Annotated in this window: 13 protein-coding genes; 3 read left to right on the forward strand and 10 right to left on the reverse strand. The window is 74.5% G+C overall.

Features of this window, described 5'->3' with window-relative positions:
• Positions 1–38: 38 nt before the first annotated feature.
• Positions 39–566 (reverse strand): hypothetical protein, encoded by a 528-nt coding sequence (locus IEZ05_RS05825; protein WP_189228916.1) that lies wholly within the window; start codon positions 564–566, stop codon positions 39–41.
• 203 nt (positions 567–769) lie between these two features.
• Here IEZ05_RS05825 and IEZ05_RS36180 point away from each other — a divergent pair, with 203 nt between their 5' ends.
• Positions 770–2,950 carry a caspase family protein gene (locus tag IEZ05_RS36180; RefSeq protein WP_229869577.1) on the forward strand — a complete coding sequence of 727 codons (2,181 nt, stop codon included), beginning with the start codon at positions 770–772 and terminating at the stop codon, positions 2,948–2,950.
• On the opposite strand, the gene IEZ05_RS05835 is transcribed toward IEZ05_RS36180, so the two are convergent.
• The 8 genes from IEZ05_RS05835 to IEZ05_RS05870 form a co-directional block, all read right to left on the reverse strand.
• Positions 2,931–7,148, reverse strand: a complete 4,218-nt coding sequence (locus tag IEZ05_RS05835; protein WP_229869578.1) for a CHAT domain-containing protein — start codon at positions 7,146–7,148, stop codon at positions 2,931–2,933. The two genes, IEZ05_RS36180 and IEZ05_RS05835, sit on opposite strands and share 20 nt — an antisense overlap.
• 12 nt (positions 7,149–7,160) lie before the next feature.
• Positions 7,161–7,817 (reverse strand): RES family NAD+ phosphorylase, encoded by a 657-nt coding sequence (locus tag IEZ05_RS05840; protein WP_189228917.1) that lies wholly within the window; start codon positions 7,815–7,817, stop codon positions 7,161–7,163.
• 37 nt (positions 7,818–7,854) lie between these two features.
• Complete coding sequence (locus IEZ05_RS05845; RefSeq protein WP_189228918.1) at positions 7,855–8,538, reverse strand: hypothetical protein; 684 nt, start codon at positions 8,536–8,538, stop codon at positions 7,855–7,857.
• A 61-nt stretch (positions 8,539–8,599) separates the two neighbouring features.
• Positions 8,600–9,760, reverse strand: a complete 1,161-nt coding sequence (locus tag IEZ05_RS05850; RefSeq protein ID WP_189228919.1) for a macro domain-containing protein — start codon at positions 9,758–9,760, stop codon at positions 8,600–8,602.
• 148 nt (positions 9,761–9,908) lie between these two features.
• Positions 9,909–11,387: a GntP family permease gene (locus tag IEZ05_RS05855; protein WP_189228920.1), complete on the reverse strand. Its 1,479-nt coding sequence runs from the start codon at positions 11,385–11,387 to the stop codon at positions 9,909–9,911.
• Between the two features lie 111 nt (positions 11,388–11,498).
• Positions 11,499–11,918, reverse strand: coding sequence for a RidA family protein (locus IEZ05_RS05860; protein WP_189228921.1), 420 nt, complete (start codon positions 11,916–11,918; stop codon positions 11,499–11,501).
• The gene (locus tag IEZ05_RS05865) at positions 11,915–12,700 is read right to left on the reverse strand and encodes an IclR family transcriptional regulator (RefSeq protein ID WP_189228922.1); all 786 of its coding nucleotides are present in this window, start codon (positions 12,698–12,700) and stop codon (positions 11,915–11,917) included. Before IEZ05_RS05865 ends, IEZ05_RS05860 begins: the two co-directional genes overlap by 4 nt.
• On the reverse strand, positions 12,697–13,734 hold the full coding sequence (locus tag IEZ05_RS05870; protein ID WP_189228923.1) for a sugar kinase: 1,038 nt from the start codon (positions 13,732–13,734) through the stop codon (positions 12,697–12,699). Before IEZ05_RS05870 ends, IEZ05_RS05865 begins: the two co-directional genes overlap by 4 nt.
• Before the next feature lie 133 nt (positions 13,735–13,867).
• Here IEZ05_RS05870 and IEZ05_RS05875 point away from each other — a divergent pair, with 133 nt between their 5' ends.
• Positions 13,868–15,157: an amino acid deaminase gene (locus IEZ05_RS05875; RefSeq protein WP_189228924.1), complete on the forward strand. Its 1,290-nt coding sequence runs from the start codon at positions 13,868–13,870 to the stop codon at positions 15,155–15,157.
• Between the two features lie 11 nt (positions 15,158–15,168).
• Positions 15,169–16,779 carry an N-acyl-D-amino-acid deacylase family protein gene (locus tag IEZ05_RS05880; protein ID WP_189228925.1) on the forward strand — a complete coding sequence of 537 codons (1,611 nt, stop codon included), beginning with the start codon at positions 15,169–15,171 and terminating at the stop codon, positions 16,777–16,779.
• Here the strand turns inward: IEZ05_RS05880 and IEZ05_RS05885 are convergent, their stop codons facing one another.
• Entirely contained in the window at positions 16,780–17,643 is an 864-nt protein-coding gene (locus IEZ05_RS05885; RefSeq protein ID WP_189228926.1) for a S1 family peptidase, read from the reverse strand.
• Positions 17,644–17,770: the final 127 nt, after the last annotated feature.

Genomic DNA, 17,770 nt, shown 5'->3' on the forward strand with positions numbered 1-17,770 from the left:
GCTTCGGGTGCCGGCGTTCTTCTCGGGGCGGGGCTGTGTCAGGGCCGTACGACCGTGCCGTCCTCGAGGACCGGCAGGATCAGTCCGTCGCTGTACACCTCGATGTACGCGTAGCCGCCGGAGCGGGCCAGCATCCGGGCCGAGGAGTACGGGTCGGGCATGGGCTCGGCGGGGGCGAAGTGCCGCACGATGACGCCGAAGAGGTTGAGCATGTGGTCCACGTAGGGCGGGCCGAGGTAGCAGCGGGCGACGAAGCCGAGCGGGACCGCGCCGTACGTGGTCGTGTACTCCTCGCGGATCCACTCGGCGAGGGAGCGGCAGGCCTGGTCGTCCAGTCCCGCGTCCAGCCGGTGGAGGGCGTCGCGCAGTGCCTGCGGGCGCGCCCGGTACAGCTCGCGGCGGGTCACGTCCGGGCCCGGGGCGCCGCCGGCCTGGCGCCGGGGCGTACCGAGGTCGCCGACCAGGCGGCGGCCGGCGCCCGGTGACGACAGGGGCCGGGCGGACTGTCCCTGTGGCCCCTGCTGTCCGGGCCGGACGATGCGGCGTGGGTGTTCTGCGTACCCCATGGTGTCCCCCGAGAGTCATGGGTGGCGCGCACCGGAGGACCGGTTGCGTGATGCACGGGAAGTGAAGCGTAATGACGTTCCGTCAAGAGCGCGACTCCAATCACCAAACGACCTGTCGGTGACCCGAACACGCCCGGAATGGACCCGGTTTGGTCATCGCGTTCGCGCGGCGTGGTGTCGCGGGCACTGACAGACTCTCCGGCATGGGGAAGATCCATGCGCTCCTGGTGGGAGTGGACGGTTATCCGGCCGACGTGGCGCCGGCCCTGTCGGGCTGCGGCAACGACATCGCCGAGGCGCGCCGGCTGGTCGCGGACCTCGCCGGCGAACGGGCGGTCGTCACCGTGCTGCTGGACGGCGCGGCGACGGTGGCCGCGGTGGAGGACGCGGTCGTACGGGAGTTGGGCAAGGCGGGGCCCGGGGACACGGCGCTGCTGTGGTTCTCCGGGCACGGCACGCAGCTGCCCGCCACGGGGGCGGACCTGCTCGTCGAGGCGACCGGCATGAACCAGGCGGTGCTGTGCGTGGACGGCCCGCTGCTCGACAAGCGGCTCGGTGCGCTGCTGAACACGGTCGCGGCGGGCGGTGCCCAGGTCACGGCGGTGCTGGACTGCTGCCATTCGGGCGGAGGGACCCGGTGGCCGGAGGGGGTGCGGTACGCCACGCCGAGCCCCGCCTGGAGGGTCCCGGCGGACGGTGCGGCGGCGCGGGAGGCGGTGGTGGAGGCGCCCGGCGGGCATCTGCTGATGGCGGCGAGCCGGCTGAACCAGCCGTCGTACGAGGACTGGTTCGACGGGCGGCAGCACGGTGTGTTCACGCACGCCCTGGTCGGCGCGGCGCGTGCCGCGGGGCCGGACGCCACTTGCCGGCAGCTGCTGGCGGCCGCGGCCGGGCGGGTCGCGCGTGCCGGGCGCGAGCAGCATCCGGTACTCCTGCCGGACGCGCCGGGCGGCCCGGCGGACCAGCCGTTCCTCGGCGTGCAGCACCACCGCTCGGCACCGGCGGGCCCCCACCTGCTGCGCTACGGCCCGGACGGCTGGGAGGTCGACTGCGGCACGGTCCACGGGCTCCGGGAGGTGACCGACGGGGCGGAGTTCACGGTGGCGGACACGGAGGCGGGCGGAGCCGGACCGGCTCCAGGCACGCCCACCGGAGCCGTACCGAACCCTGCGGGGCCCGTGGGCCCCGGGGCTGGGACGCCCCTGGCCGGGCCGGGCGGGGTCGGGCTCACCGCTGCCGGGCCCCACGGAACCACGCAGGCCGCGACCGAGCCGGTCGGCGCCGGGGCGGGCCTGGCCGGACCGGGCGGGAGCGGACCCACCGCTGCTGCGCCGAACGGAACCTGGCCCATCGACGCCGGGCCGGGAGGGGCCGGTCAGGCCACGTCCGAGTCGGTCGGCGCCGGGGCCGGTGCTGCTGGAACCGTCGCGGGCGGGCTCGTGCTGCGGGCCCGGGACGTGCGGATGGAGCGGACGCTCGTCGATCCGGTGGGCTGGGTGCCCGATCGGGGCCGGGTCTACCCCGTGGTGGTCTCGGCGCTCGCGTTGGCGCCGGGCAGCGTGCGGCTGGAGGGCCCCGCCGGGGCGGTGCGGGAGCTGGCCGAGGCGGTGGCGCCGTTGCCGTTGCTGCGGGTGGTCGACGGGCCCGGGCAGGCGGCCAACCTGGAACTGCGGGTGCGGGTGGTGGAGCACGAGGCGCACGTGGAGCGGCGCGACGGGACGCCGTTCACCGCGCCGCTGCCGTACCGGGACGGCGGCGACGCCGCGCGGGTGGCCCTCTGCCTGCAGCACCTGACCCGCTGGCACGAGATCCGCGACCTCACCCCCCGGCCCTCACCGCTGGACGGCCTGGTCCGGGTGGAGATCGCGCCGTGGAACGCGGCGGGCGAGGTGCTGCTGCCGGACGGCGGCGGGGAGATCGTCTGCCCGTACACGCCCGGTCAGGCCGGCCTGGAGGCGCCCTGGGTGTCGATCCGGCTGCACAACCGCTCCCCCGACCGCACCCTGTGGTGCCTCCTGCTCGACCTGACGGACAGCTACGCCTGCCACTCCCTGCTGTACCCGGGGCACTTCATCGGCCCCGGCCGCACGGGCCACGCCCTGGACGGCAGGCCCGTTCAGCTGGCCCTGCCGCCCGACCGGCCGGCGACGCCCGGCGCCCAGGTCCGGGACTGGCTCAAGCTGATCGTCGCCGAACGCGAGCTGAACACACTGCCCTTCCAGCTGCCCGCGTGGGATCCGCACACCGTCCCGACCCCCCGCGACCTGGGCCCGGCACTCGGGCCCGCCCCGGGACAGTGGACGACGCTCACCGTGCCGCTGCGCACGCTCGTACCGGGCGGGGAGGCCGGACAGGCCGGTCCGGTCACCGGCCCAGGTGGGTGAAGCCGGCCCAGGCGGTCAGGTCGTGCGGGTCGATGCGGCGGGAGCGGGCCGCCAGGGCCGGGGGGAGGTCGTCGGGGAGCTCCCGGTCGGGGTTCAGCATCCACAGCTGGGCGCGGCGCAGCGCCTTCGCCGGGGGCTCGCCGTGGGTGCGCAGGAAGTGGTGCGTGAGGAACATCAGCACCGAGGTCGCCTCGTCCGGGACCGGCCACAGCGAGCCGACGACCGAGTCCGCGCCGGCCACGAGGAACGCGGTGGAGAGGCTGAACGCCTCGTTGTGGCCACGCCCCGACACATGGCTGCTGCAGGCGGCCAGCAGCACCAGTGACAGCCGGCGGTTCTGCCCGCCGGCCGCGTCGGTCAGCTCCTCCGCGGCCAGCCTGCCGCCGTTCAGGGCGAGATAGGCGCTGCGGCGGGCGTTGGCGGCGACGGCGGCGTGGCAGGCGAGGTGCAGCACGCCGCCGTCCTCGGCCGCCGCCGGGCCGCGCAGCCAGTCCAGCACCTCCCGCGGGGTGCCCGCGCCGTCCGGTGTGTCCGCGGCGGCGGTGGTGCGGCGGCCGAGGAAGCGGCCCTGCGGATAGAAGACGCGCTGCACGGCGTCGGCCTCCTCGCCCGCGTAGCGCAGGTCGCCGGTGGGGTTGCCGACGACGAGCGCGGGGCCGGTGTGCGGTGCGGCGGGCCGGGCCGCGACCTGGCACAGCAGGCGGGCCGAGGCGGCGTAGGAGATCTCGGCGGCCTGGAGGGCGTAGCGGCGGCCCCGCGGCCCGCCGGACTCCCAGGCGGCGTGCCACGGGACGAGCCCGAGCGTGCCCATCGGTACCAGTACCAGGCGCGGGGGCCGTCCGCCCGGCATCTGGAACGCCTCCAGCAGCGGCCGCATCGCCGCGTACCAGGCCCAGCCGCACAGCCGCTCGATCTGCTCCCGCAACCGGGTCTGCGCGTCCTGGGGCCGCCCGCCGTCACCGGGGGTGTAGCCCGGCACGGGACCGAGGTCGCGGCCGGGAGCGGCCCCGTCGGTGCGGGCGAATGCCTGGGACGCCGGGGCGTACGCCCTCAGCGGTGCCGCCTCCTGGCTGAGCGTGGGCAGCGGTACGGCGTGCACCTGGGCGGAGGAGGTGACGACCAGGGCGGTGCCGGGGACGTCGTCGCCGGCCGGGACCAGGTAGACCAGGGCGTCCTTGTCCACGGCGCGCAGGGCCCGGCCGATCTCCTCCGGCGTGGGCGGGTCCAGGAGCTGCGCCGCGCCCGGGGCGTCGTCTCCGGTGAGCGCGGCGAACACCCGCCGGCGCAGCGAGCTGGGCACGCTCGGCGGGGTCTGCGCGGCCGTGAGCGGGTCGGCCGGATCCTCGGCGGCAACGGCGCCGGAGGCACGCCACTCGTCGGCGAGGTCGGTGCGGCCGGCCGCCGCCAGCAGGCCGGGCACGGTCGTCGAGGCGACGGCCGCGTGCAGCACGAGCCCGCGGCAGGCGTCGAGAGCCTGGAGGGCCTCCTCGGGCCTGCCGTCGTTCAGGCACCAGCCGGCGACCTCCAGCGCCGCCCCGGTGGCCTGTGTCACGGCCAGGGCGGCGTGGTCGGTGCCGGTCTGGAGCAGCGCGGCCCAGGTGTGGCCGCGCAGCGAGGACAGGCCGACGCGGCGGGCGGTGGGACGGTCGCGCCGGTGGAGGTCGTCGCGGGTGCGGTAGGCCCGGGCCAGGGCGAGGCCGATCTCCGCGTAGAGGCGGTGCTCGGGCCCGCCGGCCTCCTCGAAGACGGTTTCCAGGAACGTGATGCCCTTGGCCAGCCGCTCCCGGCTGTGCAGCCGGTCGAACTGGAGCGTGGACAGGGCGCAGTGGGCGACGCCGAGGCAGTAGGCGTAGCGCAGCCGGTCGTCGCTGCCGTCGGCGGACAGGTCGTGGGCCTCCTGGAGCAGGCCGACGGCGTCCACCAGGCCCGGCCCGTCGTTCGCCTCCCCGGCCCGCATGAACCGGCGCATGCCGTTGTCGCCGAGCACCCAGGCACGGTGGTCGCGGGGCAGGCGCTTGGCCTCGCGCCGGAGTTGAGCCGCGCTGGGACGGCCGACGAGCGGGGGCAGCGGCGCGGCCCCCAGGTTGCGGGCGAGGGCGTCGCGGGCGTCCCGCACGTTCTCCAGGGCGGTGAAGGCCTCGATCCGCGAGGGGTCCTCGTCCGGCATCGCGGCGTGCCCCTCGGCCAGGGCCGCGATGTGCCGGTCGGCCGCGGCCAGGTCCCCGCGCCGGACGGCGGTCTGCGCGTCGAAGCCCGCCTGCTGGAGGTCCAGCGTGCGGCGCACGTGCGCGGGCAGGTCGGGGTCGTCCCGCAGCCGCCGCCAGACGGCCGCGCCCTCCTCCATGTCGTCCGCCGCGCCGCCGGTCTGGCCGCGCTGGGTCCGCGCCATGAACCGGGCGAGGGCGAGCCCGTAGTCGTCCTGACCGCCGGCCTCCTCGGCCCGGTCGAAGTGGGCGAGGACCTCGTCGAGCCCGGCACCGGAGCCGGTGCTGGTCTCCTCGTGGAGGCGAGCGATGCCGATGACGGCGTGCGCCCGGCCGGCCCAGCCGGGGTCGGTCTCGGCGCGCCGCAGCACGGCCTCGGTCAGCTCCCGCCGGATGTCGGGACCGATCAGGTCGCCCTCGGGGTCGATCATGGGCAGGTTGCTCAGGATCATCGCGGCGGCGTGGGCGCGGGCCTCGCCGCCCGGCTCGGCGGCGTGGAACTGCTCCAGCAGCCGGGCGAGATGTCCGGTGCGGGCGCGCCGTGACGTCATGTCCCGGCCGATGCCGCGCAGGAACTCGTCCTCGCCGAAGTCGACGAAGGACCGGCCCTCCTGGAAGTCTTCGAGAAGGCCGCCGGTGGCCTTCCTGAGCGCGTCGAGGTCGAGGCCCTGCGGCTGTCCGTCGACCTCCGGCAGCATCCCGTGGTCGGCGAGCATGTACCGGGCCCAGCCGTCCAGCGCGCGTGCCATCCGGCCGATCTCCGAGTCCGCGGACGTCCGCTCCAGCAGCCGCCCGGTCGCCACCAGCACGTCGTCGAGGCGTCGCGCGTCGGGATCGCCGGTGTAGCGGGCCTGCTGGAACGCGGCGAGGAAGAACGCGGTCGCGGTGAGGTCCCCGTCGCGGGCCGGCTCCCACCGGGTGAGGGCCCGCCGCACGAGCGCGATGCCCCGGTCCCGGCCGGTGTCGTCGTCGCGGTCGGCGGCCCGCTCGTAGAGGAGCCGGCCGAACAGGTCGAGGTAGGGGGGTGCCAGCCGGTCCTCGGCGTCCGGCCGGGCCAGCAGGTCCCGCAGCTCGACCTCGGCGGCGGCGCACTGGCCGTTGTCCCGCCACGAGGTCCAGATCAGCGCGCGTACGAAGACGGCGTCGGCCTCGGACTGGAACGCCCAGCCGGGTTCTTCCCCGCCGGTCCGGCCGGCCCGGCGCAGCTCCGCGCGGGCCGTGCCGAAGGCGTCCCGCGCCGCCTCCAGCAGGGTGCGGTCGGCGGTGGTCCGGCCGCGCAGCAGCAGGGCCAGGCCCAGGCTGTGCCGGACGTGCGGCAGGTCGACGCCCGGCGGGCCGGCGTCGAGGACCGCCGCGTAGTGGCGTGCCGACTCTGCGGCGGCGCCGGGGTCGGAGCGCAGCTCGGCGCGCTGCAGATGCAGGAAGCCGAGGGAAATGTGCAGTTCGGTCTCGTCCTCGTCTCCGGGTGTCGCGTCGTCCAGGGCGTCGGCGTGGCGGAGCACCGCCTCGTCGAGCAGCGCGCCCGGGTCGTCGTCCGCGCCGCGCCGCACGTAGCGCTCCTTGGCGCAGTTGGCGAGGACGCGGCGGCCGAGGACGCGGATCTCGTCGAAGTCCGGGTCGTCGGTGGTGGGGTCGTCGGGGGCGAGCGCGTCGGCGCCTGCCCGCAGCAGTTCCCGTGCCCGGTCCAGGAGTTCGAGGTCCTGTGACTCGTCGTACTCGATCGCCAGCAGGTGTCCGTACAGGATCCGCCAGGCGGACCAGGCGGGTTCGGGCCCGGGCTTGCGGAAGGCGCGCTCGAAGGCCTCCACGGCCAGGGCGAGGTCCTCGCCCTGCGGGCCGGCGCCGTCCAGGTGGTGCAGCCGGTAGCTGAGTTCGCCGACGTACGCGCACATGCCGGGCACGTCGGGGTCGTCGGCGGACAGCCCGGCGAGCGCGTCGAGGGTCCGCTCGCGTTCGGCGGCGAGTTCCTCGGGGGAGACGGGGGTGTCGGGCACGGTGCGGGCCTTCTACTGGGGGGCGAGCTGCGCGTGGTAGGGCTGGAGCACGGAGTCGAGGTAGCGGCGTCCGTCGGCCGTGGAGAAGTCGACGGTGTGGCCGGGGAGGGCTTCGAGGGCGCCGGGCGGGCAGCGGTCACCGAAGAGGACCACCGTACGGTCGCCCGGCTCGCGCTTGGAGGCCCAGACGAAGCCCTGTGCCCAGGGTGCGGTGTGGCGGCGGATCCAGTGCGCCCAGTCCCGGGTGTAGGCGTAGTCCTGTGCCTCGGTCTGCACCAGCCAGCTGTCCTGCCGTACTCCGGCGAGGTCCTGAGCGCTCATCAGGGAGACGACGGTGAGGTCGGCGGTCAGCCGCAGGGTGCTCAGGCCGCGCCGGGCGACGCCGACGCCGGGCACCAGGCGCGGGCCTCCCTCGGGGTCGAAGGGCAGGGAGCGCAGCAGGGTCTCGCACACGGCGGCGCCCGGGGTCGTACCGGCGTAGAGGTAGCCGTAGCGGTCGCAGGGTGTGGCGTCGAAGCGTCCGCCGCCGTAGAGACAGTGCGCCGGCTGCGGGTTGAAGGCGGTGGCGTTCCGGTGCAGGGCGTGGACGCGGTGCAGCAGGGTGCCCTGCGCGAGCGTCGCCTTGGCCGGGGTGCCCGTCAGGTTCTCGGGCGGCCGGTAGTTGGGCACGGCGGGTCTGCCTCCTCGTACTGCGCGGTCGGTGCGGTCACACGTCCTCCGTCAGCAGGCGCGCGGTGTCGGCGAGCCGCCGCTCCTGTCCGGTGCCGAGGAGGGCGGCGGGCGCGGTGCCGAGCCAGGCGTTGCCGGCCAGCCACCAGTCGGCGGCGCCCCACGGGTCGCGGGCGGCGTCGAGGAGCCCGTTGACCTCCAGGACGACCAGCCAGGGCAGGCAGCCCTCGGAGAACTGGAACCGGGGCAGCCGGGCCAGTCCGCCGGGTCCGGGCAGCCGGATCAGGTCGCGGGCGTACGGGTCGCCGCCGTCGCGCAGCACGGTGGCCGGGTCCAGGGCGGGTTCGGCGAGCAGCCGGTCGCGCACCGGGCCGAGCACGGGTCCGACCATGCGGTGCCCGTCGAGGAGCAGGACGGCGAGGTCGTCGGCGCGGAAGCCCAGGTAGGACGGGTCGGTGCCGGTGTCGGTGGCGCTGCCCGTGCCGGTCGTGACGCCGGTGGCGAGCCGGGCCTCCTGCGCGGTGCCGAACTCGTCGGGCAGGGCCCGGCGGAGCAGCCCGGCGGCCTCCTCCGCGGCACCGCGGCGGGCTGGTTCGCCGGCCTCGCGGTGGCGTACGACGGTCAGCAGGGCGGCGAGGCGCTCACGGGTGGGTCCGGTGACGCGGTCGGCCAGCCGGTGCCATTCGGCTGCCGCCGCGGCCAGCACGGCGTACGGATTCACTGGTCCCCCTTGTCGTCGGTACCGGTCGTCGGGTCGGGCGCCGCCGCCCGCCCGGCCGCGGCTATGGGCGCCGCCCGGTGAGGAGCCGTTCCACCAGGTCGGCGCGGGCCTGGCGGCGCATCACCAGGTGGATGTCCCACGGGGCGCCGCGCGCCAGTTCCGCCTCCACGGCCGTCCACAGCGCGCCGAAGCTCTCCAGGGCGGGCAGGCCGCCGCGGCCGGCTCCGAGCAGCGGCAGGCAGACGGAGGTGAGCGGCGGGTCGTGTCGCCCGGACTCGGCGGCGAGCAGCGTGAAGGCCCGGTCGACGGCGCGGGTGATGTCGGCGGGCTGGACGTCGTAGTCGTTGGTGCCGGGCCGGGGTACGGCCACGGCGAGGTGGTAGATGCGGCGCACCCCCTGGGCTGCCATGGCCCCGGCGGAAGTGGGGGCGACGGTGCCGGGCAGGGCCGCGCGGCCGGGGATGCCGTGGCGCAGGGCCCAGTCGCGCAGTTCGTCGTGGACGTGGTCCTCGACGACTCCGCCGGTGGCGTCGGTGCGGGCCGCGGCCCGGCGCAGCGTCGCGGCGACCGAGGCCTTGTACGGCGCGGGGAGAGCGAAGTACGTGTTGGACGGGGAGACGACGACGTCGACGCCGCGCAGGAGGTCCACGGAGTGGACGTGCAGGGTGACGGGGACGACGCGGTCGTGGACGCGCGGCTTGATCACGCGGTGGGCGGGGGCGAGCTGGCGCGGCCCGGGGGCCGGTGCGTCCAGGCCGTCGGCCGCGTCGTGGGCCGTGCCGGCGTCGTCGTCGGCCGTGGCGACGGCGACGGCGGTGGCGGTGGCGGTGGCGGTGGCGGTGAGGCCGAGGATCTGCTCGGTGATCTGGTCCAGCACCATCACCTCGTGGTGCTTGCGGAACCGTTCGACGCTGACGCCGTACACCTCGGCGGCCCGGCGGCGCCGGTCGGCCGGGGGCCAGTCACGAGTGCCCTGGGCGAGGCCGAGGGTGTACTCGGCGGCGGTCTGGAGGGTGCCGCCGCCGATGCCGGCGACGGCGTCCCGGAGCAGCCGTTCGACCGCGAGGCCGGGTAACTCCCCCGGTGTCCCCAGCCGTTCGCGGGCGAGGCGGGAGAGCTCCGGGATGTCCAGTCCGCGGAGCCTGACGACTCCGGCCCGCCGCACCGCCCTCACCTCGGCGAGCACCGTGGCGTGATCGGACTTGTGAGGGGGATGCGGCATGGAATCAAGAATCCCATCGCCGCCTCCGCCCTCACAAGCCCGTTCCGGTGCTCCCCCCGTGCTTCCATTGCACCGCACGGGCCGGTCGGGGCCGGGGCTCTTTCCGGGCGGATACCGGGCGGGGGGACGGGAGTTGCCGGGCAGGCCCCTACACGAACAGGCTGAGCACCGCCGCCATCACGAAGCCGCCGAGCGACAGCACGCTCTCCAGCACGGTCCACGTCTTGAGGGTGTCCCGTTCGCTGATGCCGAAGTACTTGGCCACCATCCAGAAGCCGCCGTCGTTGACGTGCGAGGCGAAGATGGAGCCCGCCGAGATGGCCATGATGACCAGCGCGACGAACGCCTGGGAGTGGTCGCCCTCGGCGAGCAGGGGCGCCACGATACCCGCCGTCGTCACGATGGCGACCGTCGCCGAGCCCTGGGCGACCCTCAGCACCAGGGAGATCAGGTACGACAGGACGATCACGGGCAGGCCGACGTCGTGGAAGGTGTCGGAGAGCGCCTGGGCGACGCCGCTGGCCTTGAGGACCGCGCCGAAGACACCGCCCGCGCCGACCACCAGCAGGATGTTGCCGACCGGCTTCAGCGAGGACGTCGAGACGGTCTCCAGGGACTTGCGGGACCAGCCGCGCCGGATGCCGAGCAGGTAGTAGGCGAGGAACAGGGCGATGGTCAGGGCCACGAAGGGGTTGCCGAAGAACTCGATCACCGAGCGGGTGGTGGACGGGTCCAGGGCGATGGAGGAGAAGGTCGCGGCGAGGATGAGCACCAGGGGGGTGCCGATGATGCCGAGGACCGTGCCGAGCGGCACCGGGGTCTCGCGGGGCGCGACACCGGCCTTGCGCTGCTCGTCGATGACGGCCTGCCTGGCCTCCTCGGCGGCCTCGACCATGTCCTGCGGTACGGGGACGAAGATGCGGCGGCCGACCCAGGCGGAGTACGCCCAGGCGGCGAGCACGGCCGGGACACCGCAGACGACGCCCATGAGGATCACCCAGCCGAGGTCCACGTGCAGCAGTCCGGCGGCGGCCACCGGGCCGGGGTGCGGCGGCAGGAAGGCGTGGGTCATCGACAGGCCGGCGAGCAGGGGCAGGCAGTAGAGCAGGACCGACTTGCCGGAGCGCTTGGCGGCGGCGTAGACGATGGGCGCGAGGACGAAGATGCCCACGTCGAAGAAGACGGGGACGCCGAAGATCAGGCCGGTCAGGCCCATGGCGAGCGGGGCGCGCTTCTCGCCGAACAGGCCGAGCAGGCGGGAGGCCAGCACCTCCGCTCCGCCGCTCACTTCGAGGATCGCGCCGAGCATGGTGCCCAGGCCGATGATGATGGCGACGTGGCCGAGGATGCCGCCCATGCCGGACTCGATGGTGGAGACCGCGTCGGACTTCTGGACGGTGCCGAAGAGCTCGGTGACCGACAGGCCGGCGAGCAGGCCGACGGCTATGGAGACGGCGAGCAGCGCGACGAAGGGCTGCAGTCGCACCTTGATGATCAGGAAGAGCAGGAGCGCGATGCCGATCGCGGCGACGGTCAGCAGCCCTGCCGTTCCGTCGATCAGGGTGAGCAGACCGCCGGTGTGCGGCGGGGTCTCGGCGGCGGCGAGCTGGAGGGACATGTAGGACATTCGGGGGTCCTCTGGGTAAACACATACGACTTTCGGGCAGGGAGGAGCGCGGCACGGCGCCCCCGTGGTGGGGAGCGCCGTGCCGTTCACAGACCGGCGGGGTGGAGAAGGTCAGCCGAGGACGGCCAGCGCGTCGATCTCGATGAGGAGTCCGGCGGGCAGACCGACGTAGACCGTCGTGCGCGCGGCGGGCGGCTGGGTGAGACCCTGCTCCTCGAAGTACGCGTTGTAGATCTCGTTCATCTCGGCGAAGTGGTCGACGTCGGTGAGGTAGACGCGGATCATCATCACGTCGTCCCAGCTCGCGCCGCCCTCTTCGAGGATCGCCTTGACGTTGGCGAGGGTCTGGAGGGTCTGCTCGCGCAGGGTGGGGCCGGCCGGGGTGGGGGCCTTGCCCTCCTCGTGGGGGAGGAAGCCGACCTGGCCGGCGACCTGGAGGATGTTGCCCTTGCGGACGCCGTGCGAGAACTTCGCCGGCGGGACGGTGTGGGTCGCGGGGGTGAGGGCGGTCTTCTCGGTCTTGTCGGTCATACCGTGTCCTTCTCGGGGTGGTGCTCGGGGTGCTGCACGGGGGTCCTGCCGGAGTACTCGCCGCTGATGGCGTCCGCCGTACGGCGCACCAGCGGGAGCAGGGTGAGGAGTTCGTCGGCGGTGACGACGACGTTCGGCGCGGAGACCGACATCGCGGCGGCCACCCTGCCGTCGGCGCCCCGGATGGGGGCGGCGACGCAGTTGATGGACTCCTCGTGGCCGCCGAGGTCGGTGGCCCAGCCCTGTTCGCGCACCTTGGCCAGCTCCTTGAGGAAGGCGTCGGCGTTCGGAGTCGAACGGGCCGTGTAGAGGGGGTAGTCGAGCTTCTCCACGATGGCGCGGCGCTCGTTCTCGGGAAGGTCGGCGAGCAGCAGCTTGGCCACGGCCGCGACGGTGATGGCGACGGGCTTGCCGATCCGGGAGTACATGCGGACCGGGTAGCGGCTCTCGACCTTGTCGATGTAGAGGACCTCGTTCTCCTCGTAGACGGCGAGGTGGACGGTGTGTCCGCACTGCTCGTTGAGGCGTACGAGGTGGGTGTGGGCGATCTCGCGGACGTCCAGGTTCTCCATCGCCTCCTGGGCGAGGGCGATGAGCCGGGCGCCGAGGCGGTAGCGCTGGTCGGACTGGCGGTAGACGAAGCCGTGCTCGTGCAGGGTGCGCAGCAGGCGCAGGGCGGTGGACTTGTGCACGCCGAGCCGGTCGGCGACCTTGCCCAGGTCGGCGGGTCCCTCGGCGAGCAGCGGCAGGATGCTGAGCGCGCGGTCGACGGTCTGGCTCATGGTGTGCGTACCTCCTCGTCGGCCCCTTCGTCGGCCTGTGTCCAGCCGGGGCCGAGTCGCAGTCTCCCCCACGCGTCGTCGTCGAGGGCGGCCAGGCGGTCGGCGTGGTGACGGGCGGGGGGTGTGGCGAGGTCGCCGGGGGCGGTGAGGGCGGCGGCGGCCATCAGGTGGCCGTGGCGCAGGCGCTCGCGCACGGGCAGGTGGCGCAGGGTGGCGGAGAGGAACCCGGCGGCGAAGGCGTCGCCCGCGCCGACGGCGGCGACGACGTCGACGTGCAGGGCGGGGACGGAGGTGACGTGCTCCCCGTGGAAGGCGGTGGCGCCGGTCGCGCCCTGCTTGACGACGAGCAGCTCCGGTTCGGGCAGCGCGGCGCGCACGGCCTCGGGGCCGCCGAGTCCCCAGGCCTCGTCCTCGCCGACGAACACGAGGTCGGCGCCGCGCGCCAGCTCCAGCAGCACGGCCGGGCCGTCGCCGTCCCGCCACAGTCCGGGGCGGTGGTTGACGTCGAAGGAGACCAGGGGACGGCCGGGGCGGCGGGTGGTCAGTTCGCGCATCAGGCCGAGGCAGTCGGCGGAGAGCGCGGCGGTGATGCCGGACAGGTGGAGGACGCGTCCGGAGCGGATCGCGTCGAGGTCCAGGGTGGCGGCCGACATCGCGGAGGCCGCGGAGCCGGCGCGGTAGTAGGCCACCTCGTGCGCGTCGGTGGCGCGGTCCCCGGCGGTGCGGAAGTAGATGCCGGTCGGCCGGCCCGGGTCGCGGCGGACGGCGCGGACGTCGACGCCGTACCCGCCGATCGCCTCGACCAGGTGGTCGCCGAAGCCGTCGGCGCCGACCGCGCTGACCCAGCGGGCGGTGTGTCCGGCCGCGGCGAGCACGCAGGCCACGTTGGACTCGGCGCCGCCGATGGCGCGGTCGAAGGAGGGCACGTCGGCGAGGCGTCCGGGGCGGGAGGGCAGGAAGGTGACCATGGACTCGCCGAGCGCGACGACGTCCACGACGTCGGGGGTGGTGCTGGTGGGGCCGTCGGCGGTCACGATGGTGGGGCTCCTTGTCCTGTCGCGGGCGGAGGCTCCGTTGACCCCGCGTTGGCCGAGATGTTAGACAGCAGTGAGCGATATACGCAACGGTTGTTGCAGAGGATGCAACGACCCACCTCAGGGAGGCTCCATGGCCCTCGACACCGGCACCGAAGCCCTCGCCCGCCTGGCCGAGGAGCACGTCGACCACCGCTTCAAGGGCCTCCCGCCGGACGCCGCGGGCCTGACCGTCGCCGAACTGGCCGCCCAGCGCCGCAACCTCTTCACCGGCGGCTTCACCACCCCCGTGCTGGCCCTCTCCGCCGAGCGCCTGGAGCACAACCTGAAGCTGATGGAGACGTACGCCGCCCGGCACGGGCTCGCGTTCGCCCCGCACGGCAAGACCTCGATGGCCCCCCAGCTCTTCCACCGGCAGATCGAGCACGGCGCCTGGGGCATCACACTCGCCGTGCCGCACCAGGTGTGGGTGGCCCGCGCCTTCGGCATCGGGCGGATCTTCCTGGCCAACGAGCTGGTCGACGCCTCCGCCCTGCGCCGGATCGCCGCGGAGCTGGACGCCGACCCGGACTTCCGCTTCGTCTGCTACGTCGACTCCGTCCCCGGCGTACGGCTGATGGACGCGGCACTGGCCGACGCGGGGGCCTCCCGCCCGCTGGACGTCGTGGTCGAGCTGGCCGCCGGTGAGGGCGCCCGGACCGGGGTGCGCACGGAGGCGGAGTGCGCGGCGGTCGCCGACGCGGTGGCCGCCGCACCGACGCTGCGGCTGGCCGGTGTCGCCGGGTACGAGGGCGAGGTGCCGGACGCCGACCCGGAAAAGGTGCACGCCTGGCTGCGGCGGCTGGTCGCCCTGGCCGTGGACTTCGACAAGGCCGGGCGGTTCGCCGGGCTGGACGAGATCGTGCTCAGCGCGGGCGGCAGCGCCTGGTTCGACGCCGTGGCCGACGTGTTCGCCGAGGTCCCGGACCTCTCCCTGCCCGTGCTGAAGCTGCTGCGCTCGGGCGCCTACGTCTCGCACGACGACGGGCACTACCGCGAGCTGACCCCCTTCAACCGCGTCCCCGCCGAGGGCGCCCTGGAGCCCGCGTTCCGCCTGTGGAGCCAGGTCGTCTCCCGCCCCGCTCCCGAGCAGGCCTTCACCAACGCCGGCAAGCGGGACGCGGCCTACGACCTCCACCTGCCCTTCGCCCAGGTGGTCCGCCCCGCGTCCGGCGGCCCCGAGCGTGGGGCGGACGGTGTCACGGTGACGGGCCTGTCCGACCAGCACGCCTGGCTGCGCACCGCTCCGGACGCGGACCTGGAGGTCGGCGACTGGGTCGGCCTGGGCCTGTCCCACCCGTGCACGTCCTTCGACAAGTGGCAGCTGATCCCCGTCGCGGAGGCCGACGGGACGGTCGTCGACTACATCCGCACGTTCTTCTAGAGGAGGCCCTGGTGGAAGAGCTGGTCATCCGGGACGCCGAGGTCGTCGACGGCACCGGTGAGCCCTCGTACCGCGCCGACGTGGTCGTCGACGGCGGCCGCATCGTGTCGATCGTCAAGGAGGCGGCGTCCGCCGGCTGCCAGCGCCCCCGGGCCCGCCGCGAGCTGGACGCCGAGGGTCTGGTCCTGGCCCCCGGCTTCATCGACATGCACGCCCACAGCGACCTGGCCCTGCTGCGCGACCCCGACCACAGCGCGAAGGCCGCCCAGGGCGTCACCCTGGAGGTCCTCGGGCAGGACGGGCTGTCGTACGCGCCGGTCGACGACCGCACCCTCGGCGAGGTGCGCCGCGCCATCGCCGGGTGGAACGGTCCCGGCGACGACATCGACTTCGACTGGCGGTCGGTCGGCGAGTACCTGGACCGCCTCGACCGGGGCATCGCCGTCAACGCCGCCTACCTGATCCCGCAGGGCACGGTCCGCGCCCTCGCGGTCGGCTGGGAGGACCGGGAGGCGACACCGGCCGAGCTGGAGCGGATGCGCCGGCTGGTCGCCGAGGGCATGGAACAGGGCGCGGTCGGCATGTCGTCCGGGCTGACCTACACGCCGGGCATGTACGCCGAGGACGCCGAGCTGACCGAGCTGTGCCGGGTGGTGGCGTCGTACGGCGGCTACTACTGCCCGCACCACCGCTCCTACGGCGCCGGGGCGCTCCAGGCGTACGAGGAGATGGTGGAGCTGACCCGGGAGGCGGGCTGTCCGCTGCACCTGGCGCACGCCACCATGAACTTCGGCGTGAACAAGGGCCGGGCGCCCGAGCTGCTGACGCTGCTGGACGACGCGCTGGCCGCCGGCGCCGACATCACGCTCGACACCTACCCGTACACCCCCGGCTGCACCACGCTCGTGGCGCTGCTGCCGAGCTGGGCGAGCGAGGGCGGCCCGGAGCAGATCCTGAAGCGGCTGGCGGACGACGAGACCGCCGAGCGCATCCGGCACCACATGGAGCGGATCGGCTCCGACGGCTGCCACGGCGTGCCCGTGGAGTGGGAGACCATCGAGATCTCCGGCGTGAGCGACCCGGCCCTCGCTGAGTACGTCGGCCGGACGGTCCTGGAGTCGGCCGGGCTGCGCGGCGAGACCCCGTGGACGGTCGCCCGGCGGCTGCTGCTGGCCGACCGGCTGGCCCCGACGATCCTCCAGCACGTCGGCCACGAGGAGAACGTCCGGGCGATCATGCGCCACCGCGTCCACACCGGCGGCTCGGACGGCATCCTCCAGGGCAGCAAGCCGCACCCGCGCGCCTACGGCACCTTCCCGCACTACCTCGGCCACTACGTGCGGGAGCTGGGCGTGCTGTCTCTGGAGGAGTGCGTGGCCCATCTCACCGCCCGCCCGGCGACCCGGCTGCGGCTGCCGGACCGGGGCAGGATCCGCGAGGGGTACCGGGCCGACCTGGTCCTCTTCGACCCGGCGACGGTCGCGGCCGGCAGCACGTACGAGGAGCCGCGCCGGCTTCCGACGGGCATCCCGTACGTGCTGGTCGACGGACGGTTCGTGATGGAGGACGGGCGCCGGACGGACGTCCTGGCCGGACGGTCGGTCCGCCGGAGCCCGCGCTGACTACGGCTTGGGCAGGACGCAGCCGCTGCGGCCGAGGTCGAGCTTGCTGTCGAGGCCGAAGCAGGCCGGGATCTGGTAGGTCTGCTGGCCGTAGTTGATGCCCTTGCGGACCGTGACCGTGCCGTTCTCGGAGACCTCGCAGGGGTTGTTGTCGGTGCAGCGTCCACCGTCCTCGTTGCCGGTGTTGTTGACGGCCACGACCTTGCCCGTGGCGTTGTCGACGACGGGCGAGCCGGAGGTGCCGCCGATGGTCCGGCAGGCGGAGGTGTAGCGGACCGAGTCCTTCCAGGTCCACTCCCCCTCCTTCAGCCGGTAGGCGAACCCGTCGATGCTGCAGGCGTAGGTCCGCTTCCAGTAGCCGGAGACGACGGTGATCGCGGTGCCGGCCGACGGGTGGGTGTCGTTGAGGGTGAGCGGGCTGATCCCGTAGGTGCCGCGGATCTGGGCGTACGTGCTGGTGAGCTGGTACAGCGAGACGTCCGTGTCGGTCATCGTCGCGTAGGCGATCTTGCTGGCACGCAGGGTGCCGACTCGGGTGCCGGAGGCGTTGAGCAGCCCGAAGGTCCGGCTGGAGGGCTGGTCCACGACGACCTCGCCGGCCGCCGGGAAGCCGGTCTCCAGGCAGTGGCCGTTGGACATGACCAGCGCCGGGTCGTCGTCCTCGGAGGCGGGCAGGCGGACGACGGAGCCGGAGCAGTTGCTGAGCGCGACGGTGCCGGCGAAGGTCACGGCGCGGACGGCGGGAGCCGCGGGTGACGCGGGAGCCGTACGGGACGTGGGAGCCGCGGGTGACGCGACCGCCGGGGCCACGCCCACCCCGGTGACGGCCAGGGTGGCGAGCGCGGCAAGGAGAGGCTTGTTCATGTGGGGGTCCCCTCTATGGAGGGCACCGGCCGGAGGTCTTCCGGGCGGCGCCCTGATTGTCATGCGCATTGTCATGATGGAGAGGGGGTGCGGACAAGGAGCGGTATCCGGCCGCGAGTTGGCGCGA

It is taken from the genome of Streptomyces flaveolus, from assembly GCF_014648815.1.
In the GTDB taxonomy this organism is placed as follows: Bacteria; Actinomycetota; Actinomycetes; order Streptomycetales; family Streptomycetaceae; genus Streptomyces; species Streptomyces flaveolus.